The organism is Stutzerimonas sp. NM35, assembly GCF_054604355.1.
The window spans coordinates 1,541,072-1,555,144 of sequence record NZ_CM137728.1 but is presented as its reverse complement, the minus strand read 5'-3'; the positions used below and the strand labels follow the sequence as shown (position 1 = coordinate 1,555,144).

The 14,073-nt window shown below is 60.5% G+C and carries 11 protein-coding genes and 1 pseudogene; 1 reads left to right on the top strand and 11 read right to left on the bottom strand.

What is annotated here, in order from left to right; all coding sequences use genetic code 11:
• Positions 1 to 212: 212 nt before the first annotated feature.
• The 7 genes from ACYCFC_RS07325 to ACYCFC_RS07295 form a co-directional block, all read right to left on the bottom strand.
• Positions 213 to 1,205: an Lnb N-terminal periplasmic domain-containing protein gene (locus ACYCFC_RS07325; protein ID WP_044316086.1), complete on the bottom strand. Its 993-nt coding sequence runs from the start codon at positions 1,203 to 1,205 to the stop codon at positions 213 to 215.
• On the bottom strand, positions 1,202 to 3,103 hold the full coding sequence (locus ACYCFC_RS07320; protein ID WP_459653546.1) for an esterase/lipase family protein: 1,902 nt from the start codon (positions 3,101 to 3,103) through the stop codon (positions 1,202 to 1,204). The genes ACYCFC_RS07325 and ACYCFC_RS07320 overlap by 4 nt, the downstream gene beginning before the upstream one ends.
• Before the next feature lie 166 nt (positions 3,104 to 3,269).
• Positions 3,270 to 3,440, bottom strand: coding sequence for a hypothetical protein (locus tag ACYCFC_RS07315; RefSeq protein ID WP_180982717.1), 171 nt, complete (start codon positions 3,438 to 3,440; stop codon positions 3,270 to 3,272).
• Between the two features lie 58 nt (positions 3,441 to 3,498).
• Positions 3,499 to 4,482 carry a lipid A deacylase LpxR family protein gene (locus ACYCFC_RS07310; protein WP_042928803.1) on the bottom strand — a complete coding sequence of 328 codons (984 nt, stop codon included), beginning with the start codon at positions 4,480 to 4,482 and terminating at the stop codon, positions 3,499 to 3,501.
• Complete coding sequence (locus ACYCFC_RS07305; RefSeq protein WP_459653545.1) at positions 4,482 to 5,918, bottom strand: efflux transporter outer membrane subunit; 1,437 nt, start codon at positions 5,916 to 5,918, stop codon at positions 4,482 to 4,484. Before ACYCFC_RS07305 ends, ACYCFC_RS07310 begins: the two co-directional genes overlap by 1 nt.
• Complete coding sequence (locus ACYCFC_RS07300; RefSeq protein ID WP_459653544.1) at positions 5,915 to 7,075, bottom strand: HlyD family secretion protein; 1,161 nt, start codon at positions 7,073 to 7,075, stop codon at positions 5,915 to 5,917. Before ACYCFC_RS07300 ends, ACYCFC_RS07305 begins: the two co-directional genes overlap by 4 nt.
• Positions 7,076 to 7,078: 3 nt before the next feature.
• On the bottom strand, positions 7,079 to 8,689 hold the full coding sequence (locus ACYCFC_RS07295) for an MFS transporter (RefSeq protein WP_042928800.1): 1,611 nt from the start codon (positions 8,687 to 8,689) through the stop codon (positions 7,079 to 7,081).
• Positions 8,690 to 8,846: 157 nt separating this feature from the next.
• Between ACYCFC_RS07295 and ACYCFC_RS07290 the strand changes: the two genes are divergently transcribed.
• Positions 8,847 to 9,500 (top strand): TetR/AcrR family transcriptional regulator, encoded by a 654-nt coding sequence (locus tag ACYCFC_RS07290; RefSeq protein WP_044316090.1) that lies wholly within the window; start codon positions 8,847 to 8,849, stop codon positions 9,498 to 9,500.
• Between the two features lie 128 nt (positions 9,501 to 9,628).
• On the opposite strand, the pseudogene ACYCFC_RS07285 reads toward ACYCFC_RS07290, so the two are convergent.
• The 4 genes and pseudogenes from ACYCFC_RS07285 to ACYCFC_RS07270 all read right to left on the bottom strand — a co-directional run.
• A pseudogene (locus ACYCFC_RS07285) lies at positions 9,629 to 10,468 on the bottom strand (helix-turn-helix transcriptional regulator); the annotation flags it as partial.
• A 744-nt stretch (positions 10,469 to 11,212) separates the two neighbouring features.
• Positions 11,213 to 11,959 carry an alpha/beta fold hydrolase gene (locus tag ACYCFC_RS07280; protein WP_264590194.1) on the bottom strand — a complete coding sequence of 249 codons (747 nt, stop codon included), beginning with the start codon at positions 11,957 to 11,959 and terminating at the stop codon, positions 11,213 to 11,215.
• A gap of 43 nt (positions 11,960 to 12,002) precedes the next feature.
• The gene (locus tag ACYCFC_RS07275; RefSeq protein ID WP_459653543.1) at positions 12,003 to 12,875 is read right to left on the bottom strand and encodes a cache domain-containing protein; all 873 of its coding nucleotides are present in this window, start codon (positions 12,873 to 12,875) and stop codon (positions 12,003 to 12,005) included.
• A gap of 44 nt (positions 12,876 to 12,919) precedes the next feature.
• Positions 12,920 to 14,044, bottom strand: coding sequence for an acyl-CoA dehydrogenase family protein (locus tag ACYCFC_RS07270; RefSeq protein WP_102832537.1), 1,125 nt, complete (start codon positions 14,042 to 14,044; stop codon positions 12,920 to 12,922).
• Positions 14,045 to 14,073 lie beyond the last annotated feature (29 nt).

The window sequence follows — 14,073 nt, the reverse complement described above, 5'->3', positions numbered from 1 at the left end:
GTATCGACTGCGACCCGGATCGTCGTCAAACATCACAGAATATCAGCGACGAATACGTTCACGTCATGACTATGATTGTGCTAGAACGATGAAACTTAGCCATTCCGAAGTTCGCCTCGTCAGCGGGGAGCCGGCATTTTCCTTGCGTCGGCCACTGGCAGAACTAGCACAGAGGTTTGTGCTCTAGTGCGAAATCAATACTGGACCTTCCCTTACCAGCCGGGCACACCATCGCGTATTACCCGAGAAAAGTCCATATTGTTACCTGCCCGCCGAGCCCGTTCGGTGATTCGTCCCTGCTGACGCAACTCCTCTAGTTTAAGATTCTGCTCTAAACCGCCTACATCCTGGACATATCCGGGTAGATAGCCGGTGAGCAGCAGCCTGTAATCTAGCGGCAACCCGCGGATGATCTGGCGCATCATCTCAAAGACGATGGTGGTGCAGTTGGCGGTAATGGTGTTGTAGAAACGAGGTTCTTGCTGCAGCTGATTTGTCTGCTGGATGTAGGACAGGAAGAGCGCCCGCATCGCCTCTTCGGACATATTTACCCGATACAGATAGACATCTTCGTTGCGAACGTTGGTGCGCACCCGCAACGCGTCTCGCTCGTCGGCGGCAACGATGCTCAGTTCGAACTGTTTGAAGAAGCCGCCAATTTCCGAATAGCTTTCGCCACGCTCTTTGCGGATTTCCACCGTGAATACCACGAACTGGCCATCATCGAAGCCGAACGAAACCAGAACGTGAGCGATGGCCGGCATCCCCCAGTAAGAGGTCGCCAAATCGACCGACGTCAGCTGATCCAGATCGTAGCGGCGGGTTTCCCAACGTGGGTCATAGTCCTCGTCGCTGCGCCAGTCGAAATTGCGCACGTTGTGCAAGGTTACCTGACTGCCCTCCGCACGTCCGTGGGTCATTCCCATCAGATCATCGGTCCAGACCCGATGGTTCGAGGGCTCTAGGGAGTTCCACCAGACCTGCAACAGCGCGAACAGCGACAGGTAGCCGCAAATCGCTATCCAGGGCCGAAGCCGCCAGAGCGCGATGAGCAGCGCCGAGGCGAGGATGCACCACAGGGCTATCGACGCGCTCTTGCCCGCAGCCATCATCGGCAACTGATACCACAGCGCCATGCCCCCCCAGGCTGTCGCCAGCAGCATTGCCAGCGAAGCCAGCACCTGCAGGAAAACACGCAGGGTCATGGTACCGGTCCCGCGAACCGGTCGCCGTCGGACTCGTGCAGATGAACGTGCAGAATGCGGCGGATTTCCATGATGGCCTCGGGCGTCTCCTGCACGCTGTGGCCGAAAGGAATCACGATTTCCGACTCTGCCGCGGCCAGATGGGCACTGGAATACGGCACCACACCATCGCTGGAATCCAGCAGTGACAACGCGGGGGTGTAGTTGCCGATGATCGAGTGGTAGCGCACCGCAGGCGAGATGGGCAGGTCGGCGCTCAGCCTGACAAAGGGGTCGTTGCTGCTGAGATTGTCGATGCTGTTGAGTGGCCGGGTCAACACCTCGGCATTGGCCGAGCCCGGGACGATCAGCAATTGCGCAACATCGGTGATCCGCCCAAGCACCGAGGCCGGCAGCTTGACGAGGCCAGCGGCCCAGCGGGAAATGCGGTTCTCAGCGAATGGCGTGCCGCGGTGCGGGGCCGCGACGAAGATCGCGCGGCTGACATCGGGCAAGGGCTCGAACCTCACATAGGGGCCGACCTCCTTCTGCACCCGCTCGAGCCTACGCCCCTGAAGCGGATACCTCTCAAGCAGGGCGGCCCACAGACGATCTCCGGAAGACGACAGCATCAACCGCGACAGCACCCCACCCATGCTATGCCCGATTACCACCATATCCCGAGAGGCCTGGGCCGTTCCGCTCGGATCGAAGTGCTCAAGGGTCTGCTCAAGGGCCGTACGGATCGCCTTGTTGTTGAATGCCAGAGGGGCGTTTGTCGGGTAATAGACTTGCCAGATCTGGTAGTTTTGCCGCAGGGCTTCGTCGCCCAGCACCTCGTTGGCGACATTGATCCAGGCTTCCGGACTGCTGGCCAGGCCATGCAGCATGATGATGATGCGGCGGTTCGGATCGTAGGGCTGCATCAGATAGACGTGTGGCTTTTCCAGTACCTCGCCCTTGCCCACTAGTGTCAGCAATGACTGGGAGGCAAATCCCGAACGAGCCAGCCAGAGCCCGTAGCCAGAGGTGAAGCTAGCCGCCAGTGGGATCTCTCGCCCGGCCATCGTGATGCTGTCCTGGCGAAATGGGTCGTAGCCGACGATATGCACCCTTTGCGTGCTCAGAACCTCGTCCAGGGTCGCTCCTGGAAAACTCGCCACTGCAGTGACGGCCGGGAACGGCGTCTCGCTCCAGGCCAGCTCCGCACTGTCCTTTCTCACCACTCTGCGGTCAGTCATGGCGACCAGTTCTGCTCCCAACCCGTCCCGCCGATACTGGTTACGCAAGCCCTTAAAGGAAAGCGAAGCCGCTGGAATCAGCGCCTCCGGCAGGTCCCGGCCGCCAGCCAGACGGACATCGCCCACCGTACCCTGAATCTGCCAGCGGCCGCTATGCAGCACGAAGTTGCCCTGGCCTTCGCCAGCCTGTGGCGGGTTGCCTTGATAGCGCGCAAAGAGCCCAGTCAACGCCTTTTGCACGGAGAAGTTGTAATAGTCGCGCACCTGGGTCTGCCTATCGTCCAGGGCCCTCTGCCCCACCGTGCGCTCGGTCATGAACAGGTAAGCGTAAGCGTGCCGGGCGCTTTCCAGGTAAGCATCCAGCATGGCGTCGGTCTGCGCATCGGTCTGCGCCGATCGATCCAGCCGCAACGCTTCCTGCAGCCAGAGTTCGGCCAATACCGACAGCCGTTGCTCGTCGCCCAGCGCTTTCGACTCGCCCAGCGTTCGAAGGCAGACGGCAGCGGCTGCCTTGCATTCGTCCTGGCCGATGCCGACCACCTGCAGCGCGGTCCCCACCGAAGAGCTGAGTTGCCCTGTGCTCAGCACATCCCCGCGGCGCAGGGAGATGTAGTCCCTGGTTTCGAGGGCGGACACCTTGACCCCGGCGCAACCGCCCAGCATCAGCAGCAGAAGCACGAGGAACGCTCCCCGCCGGAGGATGGAGCCATATAACTGTCCGCGGAGCGGAGCTGGTTGACGATTCAAACTGAGGAACTCGAATGCGAATAAAGGAAGCGGCCACCGGCACTCGCAGTACCGGCGCCATGCATGGCTTTTTCGGCCGCCAAGAATACGGAGCCTGTCACGCACCGCCGAAAGTGATGTACATCTTGTATCCCAGCACCGAAAACACACCGACGATGCCCAGTCCGATCAATGCAACCCCCCAGTTCCTCTCGCGCGCGGCGAACCCGACAGTCATCGTCAGGAACGCCACCAGCAGTATGGAAATCATTACATTCAATTCATCCATTTCCAGTTTCTTCCTGTTGAGATGGTTTGCTTAGGCCGCGCAGAGCCCCTCGTCAGCATTACAACCAGGTCGAGAGCGTGATCGAGCCGAACTGGTCGTGCTCCTGTTGTCCCTCGAACTCGCGGGTGCGCCAGACGCTGGCGAACGCCAGTTGCCAGCGGCTCCAGGTCAGCACGCCGCCGAGCGTGGCGTCGCCGACCCATTCGCGGCGATCCACCGAATGGCTGTCCTCGAAGGTGTTGCCGTCGAGGAGCATGTTCTGCGCCATGTAGCGTCCCTCGAGATTGGCGAAGCCGTACCAACCGAACCCGCTGCCCGCGTGGAAGAACTGGTTGCCGCTTTGCCCAGGAGTGACCGAAGGAATGCTGAAGCTACGCTGCAGGTTCTGCCCGAGCCGCGCCCCCAGGCCTGTCGATGCGTAGGTGTACAGATTGCCGAGCGAGAAGCCCAGGCTGGGGCCGTATTCCAGCTCCAGCCCGCCCATGCGCTTCTGCAGCCACCAGCGGTGCTGATAGGCCAGATTGACGAAGGGCTCGTTCTCCAATTGATGTTCCCAGCCGTTGGGCTCGTCGCTGCCGGTGGCCTTGTGCACGGCGCGCTGCAATCGCTTGCCGCCCGCAGCCGGGCCGACGATGCCGACGTCAAGGTGCAATTCCTCGGCCGAACGCCAGCCCTCGTGCGGGGTGTCGGAGAACATCGACACCCCGGCGAACATCAGTCCCGCATACGGACGATCGTCCTCGATCAGTCCATTGTTTTCGATTTCCTCAGGGGTATAGATCTGATGGCCAAAGCGATAGGCGACATTGTCCACCGCACTGCCCGACCAGCCCGGCAGGAGATCTGCGAGACTACGGCTCCAGTGATCCTGTTCGGGCTCGAAGCCCCAGATTACTTCCAGCCCGTTGCTGTAATGACCATCGCTTCCCGAGGAGATGATGTCGTTTTCCGCCTTGATCGACAGCGTATCGGCTTCCGCCGCGGCACAAGCGACCAGCAGCATGACCAGCAGGCCTGGCCGGAGTTGGGTGCGGTATTTCATCAATGATCCCTCTTAATATGTTTCAAAGGAACGGGGTGCTCCTCGCTCGCGTGGATCGCATCCGCCTGCCAGCCCCCCCCCAGCGCCTGGTAGAGGTTGATCAGGTTGCCGATGCGGTTTTCTTCGATCTGGATCACCGCCAGTTCGGTGTTGAACAGGTTGCGCTGGGCGTCGAGTTCTTCGAGGTAGGAGGAGTAGCCACCGCGGTAGCGGTCGCGGGCGATTTCCAGCGACCGCGCCAGAATCTCGCGCCGCGCCTCGACGCGCTCTGCCTGCGCGGCGAACTGGTGGATGCCGGAAAGGGCGCTCTCTACTTCGCTGAAGGCGTTCAGCGCAGAGGCTCGATAACGGTAAGCGGCCTGATCGCGCTGAGCGGTAGCGATCGCAACCCCCGCTTCCAGCCGTCGGCCATTGAACAAAGGCGCCAGTACGCTGCCGCCCAGCCCCCAGACCCGCTCTGGATCGTAGTCCAGCGCGTTGACGAACAACTGGCCGATGTTCGCGGAAAGCTGAACCTGCGGCAGAAAACGATCACGCTCGGCGTCGAGGCTGAGATCGCTCGCGGCCAACAGCAGTTCGGCCTGACGGATGTCGGGCCGGCGCCGCAACAGCTCCGACGGCAGAGCCGCGGGCACTGCTGGGAGGGCGATGGTGTCGAAATGGCTGCCGCGCGTGACCGCACCGGGCAGCGTGCCGGTCAGCAGACGGATGGCATTCTCCTGCTGGCGGATCGCCTGTTCCAGTTCGGGAATAAGTTGTGCGGCGGCCTCGTATTCAGACTGCGCCTGGGTCAGCTCCAGTTGCGAGGTGTAGCCGAGGCTCGCCCGGTCGCCGGCGATGCGCAGAGCCTCCTGGCGGGATTCGGCGGTCTGGCGGGTCACCTGCAACTGGTAGTCCAGCGATAGCAGTGAGGCCCTGGCCAGGGTGCTGACCACCGCGAGGCGCACCGCATCGTGATCCGCTTCGCTGGCCTGGTAACCCAGCTCGGCCGCTTCCCGCAGCTTGCCCAGACGGCCCCAGACATCCACCTCGTAGGATACCTGCAACTCCGGCTGAAAGGCCGTGGTGTGCTGGATTCCCGTCGTGCCGAGATCACGGACGCGCTGCCCGCCGATCACGGCATCGACCCTGGGCAGCAGGGACGAGCGCGCCAGCCGAACCTGCTCGCGCGCCTCGTCGATCCGGGACATCGCCGTGAGGATGTCGGTGTTCGAGGCCAGTGCGGTTTCGATCAGGCGGTTCAGTTGCGGATCGGCGAAACCCGGCCACCAGCGCAGTTGGATGGCCGACCTGGCTGCCGTGCCGTCGCGCCAGGCATCCGGCACCTCGACCTGCGCCGCCAGCGGTATCGCCTGCCGAGCCGGCGCGCAAGCGGTCAGGGCCATGGCCAGCAGCAGGGGGGACAACGCCCGGCTGACCCTGTCGGGCCGCGTCATTGCACGCCCTCCTCGTCATCGGCGCTGGTATCGACATGGACGACCACCGAGAGGCCCGGACGCAGGCGCTCGGCCAGCGGCTGCTCGGCATTGATGGCGATGCGCACCGGCAGCCGCTGAACCACCTTGGTGAAGTTGCCGGTGGCGTTGTCGGGCGCCAGCACGCTGAACTCTGAACCGGTGGCAGGCGCCAGCCGCTCGACCCGTCCGGTGAGCGTGGCGCCGTCCAGCGCATCGATATCGAAGGTGACCGGCTGGCCGACGCGCATGTGGTGGATCTGGGTTTCCTTGTAGTTGGCGATGATCCAGAGTTGCCGCGGCACCAGATAGAGCAGTTGCGAACCCGCCGAGACGTACTGTCCGAGGCGCACCGTGACCTGGCTGACCTGGCCGCCTCTCGGTGCCTTGATCAGGGTGTTGGCGAGATCGATTTCGGCCAGGCGCAGGGACGCTTCGGCCAACGCGACCTGGGCCTGGAGCCCGCCCTTGGAGACGCCGGTGGCCTTGAGGCTTTCCTCGGCGATCTGGATCGCGGCTTCCGAGCGCTTCACATTGGCGGCGGCCGAGCGCGCGGTGGCGCGAATCTGGTCGCGCTCGCGAACCGAAACTGAGCCCCGCTCGGACAGCTCGTTGACGCGCAGTTCATCGGCCCGCGCACGGTCAAACTCAGCTTTCGCCGCGCCGATTTCGGCGCGTCGGGAAGCCAGCGTCGCCTGATCGGAGGCCAGCGCCTGCACCACGTTATCCAGTTCGAATTGGCGCGCGGCCAGCTCCGCCCTTGCCTGCGCCACCTTCTGACGATAGATGCGGTCGTCGATCCGGATCAGCGCCTGTCCCTGCTCCACCGCTTGGAAATCCTCGACCAGGACTTCAGAGACATAGCCGTTGACCTGCGGTGCCAGCACGGTGATCTGGCCCCGGACATAGGCGTTTTCCGTGGTGACGATGCCGCTGGTAAACGGCGGCAGCCGCCAGGCGTAGAGTATTGCGAGAATCCCGACCAGGGCGACGCCCAGCATCAGAACCACGGTGCGGGCCCTGGGCCTGATCGTCTTCGGCAGCTCGCTCTCGACCGGCCCGGCATCGGCCGGCGCGGCGGATTCCTCGACGACCGGGGCAGCGGGCAGATCTTCGCGGGGCTTCTTTTTGTCGGTCATGGCTCAGGTATCTTGGATATCGGTAGGGGGAGTCACGCTGGCCAGGCTCTCGCGCTTCTTTTGCCGGGCCGCGCGCAGAATGTGGAAGAGCGACCAGCTCAGTACGCTGATGGCCACCAGCCCGATCAGGCGAAACACATCATTGAAGGCCAGCACGTTGGCTTCGCGGCGCACCACCTGGCTCAACTGCGCGGAACCCTGCGCCTGCCTCAGCAGTGGATCGCTAATCAGCGGCGCATAGAGTTGCCCCTGCAGTTGCAGGCGCTGCGCCACGATCGGGTCGGCCGGGTTGATCTGTTCGGTCAGATAACTGGAATGGGCCTTCTCACGCACCACCTGGAAGGTGCCGAATACCGCCGGGCCGGCGAGACCGCCGAGGCTCTGGGTGATCGAGAACAGCACGGCGAAGCTCACCAGATAATTCGGCCCGTTCTTCAGCGCCTTCATGACCCCCGTCAACATCAGCGGCCCCATGAACAGGCCGCCGGCGAAGGACAGCATGCCCTGGCTGAGAAACATATCGTGGGGGCGGGTCAGGTTGGTCGCATCGGTATCCAGAAAGCTGCCCGTCGCGATCAGTACGATGGACAGGACGATCTGCGCGACGATGGTTCTGGGGCCGAAGGTCAGCGCACTGACGACGATGCCGAGCACCAGTCCGATCAGCATCACGGTATAGAGCCCCCGCAACTGATCAGCCCCCATGCCGAGCGTCTGCAGCAACCCGACCGCGCCGTAGTTCTGCTCTGTCAGGACGAAGCGCAGGGCGATCGCGCCGATGGCGAAACGCAGGGTGTCGGCCATACCCAGCCAGCGCGTCTGCACCAGAGGATTTTTCCGATGATGCTCGATCGTCAGGGCGGCGATCATCAGCACCAGCCCGGCGATCAGCGCATAGGCGATCCAGGGCTGCTCGAACCACCACTGCACCCGCCCCTGGGCCAGCACGGCGGCGAACAGCGCCAGCGCCGGAGCGATGAGGAGGAACGTGAGAAAATCCAGCGGTTCGAATGCCTTGATGTGTTCGCCCGGCGGCAGCTTGAGCACCACCACCGCCGCCAACGAGCACAGGGCGAGGCCCGCCTCGAATACGTACAGGCGATGCCACTCCCCCAGATCCAGCAAGGCCGGGGACAGCAGCCAGGCCAGCGGCGTCGCCAGTTGGGATATGCCGATGCCGATGATCAGCCCCTTGGGCATGTCGGCCTTGCGAAACGCCTGCAGCATGTAGAGCACGGCCAAGGTGCTGACCGTGGCACCGGCGAAACCGCTGACCGCCCGAACGAATACGGCCATGCCGAAGCCTTCGACGAAGATATGAGTAACGGTCACGAGCGCGTAGATCGTCAGGCCGATCTCCGCGAAACGGCGCAATCCGTATTGCTGCCGAAACTTGATCAGCAGGAGATTAGTGGAAACGTTGACCATCAGGTAGGCGGCGGGCAGCCAGGCGCCCTGCTCGGGCGTCAGCCCCAGCTCCCCCTGGATGGCGGCGAGATTGGCGCTAAACAACGCATTGCCCAGGCCGCCGGTGATGCCAACCAGCATCGCGACGAGCGCATAGGCGAGCCTGACCGGATTGCTGTGCAATGGCGTCGACGGCGAACCCGGCATAGATGGTCGCTCGTGAGGCTCCCAATTCGGATTGGGCTTCAAATACTGGGGCTGGGCCATGCGAATCGATCTGGGATGAAGCTGCGCATGTTACTTAACTAGAAGTTTCTGTCTAGTATTACTGCACTCTTCGCTGCGTTCCGCTAGCATTCAGGCCATGACCCCAGAACTAGCGCCCACCACGCGTCCATCTGTGAAAGCAGGCCGGACGCCCCGCAAGCCACAGCAGGACCGTGGACACGAGCGTGTCGCCGCCATTCTGGATGCCTGCGCGAAGGTGTTGCAGCGCGATGGCGAAGCGGGCCTGACGATGCATCGTCTCGCCAAGGAGTCGGGCACCTCCATTGGCTCGCTCTATCACTTCTTCCCCGACAAGCACAGCGTCCTCGCCGCCCTCAATCAGCGTCACACCGACGCGCTGTGTACCATCACCAAGCGACTGGAGCAGATCGACGATCACGTCTGGAAGCGCCTTTCTACAGCGCAGATGGTGGAACGGCTCATCGTTCCCTTTCTTGAATACATTGCTCGTCACCGGGATATCCAGTTGCTGCTCAGCCCGACCCTAGGCGATCGGCAGCTTCATTCGCCAGCGCTTCGCGCCGCAGTGCGTTCCATCTACGAAAAGGTTCTCCACATGAGGTTGCCCGACGCAAGTGCCGAAGATTTGCGCGCCTATAGTGCGGTTCTGTTATCCATACCATCCGGGATGTTCCATTCGGCTCCTGAGACGAACGAAAGCCTGGAGCGGATCTGGCTACAGGAGATTCCGCGCGCCCTGATTGGCTATCTCAATGCGCTTGGGGACTGAAGCGAGAGCACCATCTCACCAGCAGAGGAAGACGCCGCAGATAGCGCGGACAGGTCTCCTGGCACCTCGGGCGCTCGCGGGCCACGGTCATTGGTGAGCGGCTCATTCCCCATGCTGGTGACGCCGACCTCGTCGGTCAGCCATTGTTCAAATAGCCGGCTTGCGGCTTGCCCTTCCCTCGCCGCGTAATAAACCAGACGTAGATCGCGGTCGACATCGATCGTAAGAGACGTATGGTCGAACACTACCAGCCCAATGTCCGGGATTCGCAAGTGCCGTACACCCTGGCAAGGACCGTGGATGTCGTGCTGACGCCACCAGGTCCTGAATTCCGTATCGACCTTTTCCAGATCCTTGACCAGCGTGCCGATGTCCGGATCGAGCGGCGCCCTGACGAAGTCGCGGCGGAAACTTGAAAGGATCTGCAGTGCCTGATCGTCCCAAGGATCAAACAGGGTCCGAATCGTAGGTGCGGTGAACAGCAGCCAGAGCAGGTTGCGGCGCTCGACTGGAAAACTAGAGAAGCTGAACACCCTGTCGGCCGCCGCATTCCAGGCGAGTACGTCCCAGCGCAGGTTCAAAACATACGCTGGGCGCATCGGCAGATCGGCTATCAATCTGTGAATCAGCGGCGGCACCACGCACCAAGTTTTACCAGGCTCCGGTGGCAATCGCTGGTGGGCCAATAGAAACAGATGGCGACGCTCTGTCGCATCCAGTTTGAGCGTCCTAGAGAGATTCTCGAGAAATGCTGCCGAAACGCCGATCTCCCGCCCCTGCTCGAGCCAGGTGTACCAGGACAAACCCACCCCAGCCAGAGCCGCGACCTCCTCACGTCGAAGTCCCGGCGTGCGTCGCCTGCCGCCCGACGGAAGCCCCACTTCCTCGGGCGTAATGCGTTCGCGGCGGCTGCGCAGGAAGTCCGCAAGCTCGGCCCGGTTTCGTTCGAGGCTGCGTGGCGCGCTCATCTGGTGACCCTCAGTAACCCCTTAACGCCGCACTTAGACTAGCCAACGTCGCGCAAAACCCATTTCAGAGCGCTCAATCATGGGTGAGGCGGCTTGATCGATAGGAGATAAACGGATTGTCATTTATTGCTTCACGAATAGCTGGAGTCATTGAAGTCGCCCAACCAATACCGCACTTTCACGACACTCATCCGCATCTGTGACTAACACCCCCGGCCCAAGCCCCACGACAATGACCAGCAACCGGTCGATTGTCTAATGCAGCAACGACTAATGGGCATGTTTCACGGTGACCCGATGGCGACCGCACCGACCCCCGATCGTCTGTGAGACGGATAGGCTTAGGATGGATGATTACGCCATAGTGCAGCAAAATGCGAGCTACTAGAAAAACAGGCCTGAAAGGGAGACTACTGTTGGTAGTGCATAAAAGCATGGGTGCTCGTTCGAACATCCAACACCCGCCGTTATCTCAACGGAAGTATGCACTTGCCGGCCTACCTGGGATGAAGTGACAAAAAAGCAGAAAGTGCTAAACATCGCAATACGCAACATTTTCATGGCTCATGCCCCTTTTATTCTGTGTGAGGGTGAATGTCCAAGACTCAAGATAGGCTTTAGCTGGCCCTAGCGCCACTACCATTCGGAGCTTTTTTAGGCGCTATCAACAAAAACGTTTAAATAATGCCGTCGCTTTAGCTGATCAAGGCTAAGGGGGCCAGCGAAAACGATCTAAGCCCACAATCAGGATCGTCGACTCATCATCCAGTCAGCCAGCGTCGCGCCGAGCAATTCAGGGTCAGTTACAAACGGTTCATGTGGCGTATCGATTTCGATGAGGTGCTCACAGCCTAATCTTTCAGCGAACCGGCGCTGCCATTCCGGCGGCAAAATGCCATCCCTGGACGTTAGGATGTAAACCGAAGGTACGGAATTTGCGTAGCCTTTTCGGGTTGCCGGCTGGGTGGCTACTGCAGGAGGCGTAACGTCATCGGCTGCTTCTCCCAGTAACCAAACAAGCTGAGCGTCGCTCATATCAGCACCAAACATTGCTTTCTGCATGTCAGCTGGCGGGGTAGTAAGAGGATTCAGCGGCCAACCAACCTCTTCCGAATTCTGGCCATGCAAGGACGAACCGAGCAGTTGCATGATCGATTGACCTTCGGCCGGTATCGCAGTTGCGAGGTAGACAAGCCCCGAGTAGAGCGACTGATCTTCGAGGACCATCATTGGCAGCAAAACACCTGCAATCGAGTGGCCAAGCAGCACCGCGTCGCGAACGTTCGCAGCTCTCAACTCATCGTTGAGTTCTTTGACAATGTCGCCCAGGGTCAGCGTCGTTACATCCCGCCCACGCTTCGTGCCGCAACCAGGCATATCAAGGCAGATGACCCGCTCGAACAAGGCCTCGCGCTGCTTGACCGCATCGACCAAAAACTTCCAGCACCAAGACCCGTGTTGCCCGCCATGAAGCAATACTAGGTCGGTCATCGATACACCCTCCTTTAGCACCCTGTCCTACGCCGGTCGGCCATTAATCCAGTTTCATTGATTTCTCATACAAACCGACCGCGACGGCATAACCATCGACCTTTCTTAAAAGGGTCTTCTTATACTCGGTTTGGCCGGTTACAGGGTTGCGCCATATATATGAGACTTCCCCGGTATCGCCCTGCGCCATAGCCCGCAGCATCTGCTTCCCTATCGGCTGGCCGTCGGCAGAGCGTAACGCCTGGAAATCGGTGCCTACCAAGCGGCGTATGAAGCCATGAGCAATAAACTTCTGAGTGTTCAAATCAACCACGAATGCGTACAGGTCATCCTGACTCAGCGCCTTGTCGTGCCTGTTGATTCGGTCGAAAGTCGTCTTCGGATCGGCTTTTACTTCGCTGGCGACTTTCTCGAGCAACTTTTCTGCCGCTTCACTGCTGGAACGAGGCATGTAGTAGCCGACTGAGATGATGCGGTCGCCAACTCGCTGATAGAACACCTGCTTGCGTTCGACCTTGCCATGCTGCCAGTTCCACCAGCGGTAATCCGCGCTGCGAACCGTACCGTCTTCAGGCGCTTTTAATGCGGCTTCGAACGCAGCCTTCAGATCCTCGTCCAGAACATTGGTAACCTGCTTGCCAATCAGCGTCGCTGAAGGGCCACCACTGGCGAGCATCACCCCCGAAGTATCGACAACATAGATGTAGAGCTCACCATCGATGTAGTCGCCTTGTCGGCTGAACTTGGCCAACGCTTTGTCGCCTTCCGCCTGGTAAGCCGTCACGGCTTTGCCCAACAGCGCACTGGCGCGTTCGGCCTCAGCGCTATAGTCGTCCGCCTGACTGACGGGCAGGGCAACGCTCAGCAACGAAACCGCACTCAGGCACAAAGCAAGAAAGACTCGATAGAAGCCCATGGGTGTCATTCTCCTAGCTCCCGCTGGCTGGCATTTTGGAAATGTCACAAAGCGCGGCCAATAATTTCTTTCATGATTTCCGAGGTGCCGCCATATATACGCGCCACTCGGGCATCGACCCAGGCACGGCTAATCTTATATTCGCTCATGAACCCATAGCCGCCATGAAGCTGAAGGAACTCGTCGAGCAATTTGCCCTGCATTTCGGAGCCCAGCAATTTCGCCATTGCTGCGACGTCGGGTGTAAGCTCGCCACGCATGACCTTTTCCAGGCAATCATCAACGAATACACGCAGCATGGTCGCCTGCGCCTTGGCCTCCGCCAGCTTGAAGCGAGTGTTTTGGAACTCCAGCACCGGCTTGCCGAATACTTTGCGCTCGCGCGTGTAATCAATGGTTTCCTGCAACAAGGTTTCAATTGACTGCGCTGCGCGGATCGCAATAATCAGCCGCTCCCAGGCAAGCTGATGGGTGAGGTACTTAAAACCCATGCCTTCTTCGCCCAAGCGATTAGCGGCCGGGACTCGCACCTCATCGAAAAACAGCTCAGCGGTATCCTGGCCTTTAAGGCCGATCTTTTCCAGCCGCCGCCCTTTTGAAAAGCCCTCGCGCTCTTCTTCGATACAGATCAGCGTCAGCTCTTTAGCGGCTGGATCGAGCTTGGTTGCCGTGACTATCAGCCCAGCATTGCTACCGTTGGTAATGAAGGTTTTTTGTCCGGAAACGATGTAGTCATCGCCATCATGCCGGGCCGAGGTGCGCATCGAACGCAGATCGCTGCCGATGCCCGGCTCGCTCATGGCGATGACCCCAATCAGCTCACCGCTGACCATCCGGGGAAGCCACTTCTGTTTCTGCTCTTCACTGCCATAAGCAACGATATAAGGCGCGACTATTTCCGAATGAGTGGTGAACCCGACGGCGGTCGCATTGGCCCGCGCAAGCTCCTCGATCATGACGGCGGAGTGGCCGAAGTCGCCACCGGAGCCACCGTACTCTTCAGGAACGGTCGAACAGAGCAGCCCCAATTCGCCGGCCTTGAGCCAGACCTCCTTGGGCACAATGCCGTTCTTTTCCCACTCATGCAGGTTCGGCACGATTTCGCGATCGACGAAACGCCGGGCCATTTCGCGGAACATATTGTGATCTTCGCGGAAAACGCCACGCATCATTACTACTCCTAAATTCTTCGTTGCTT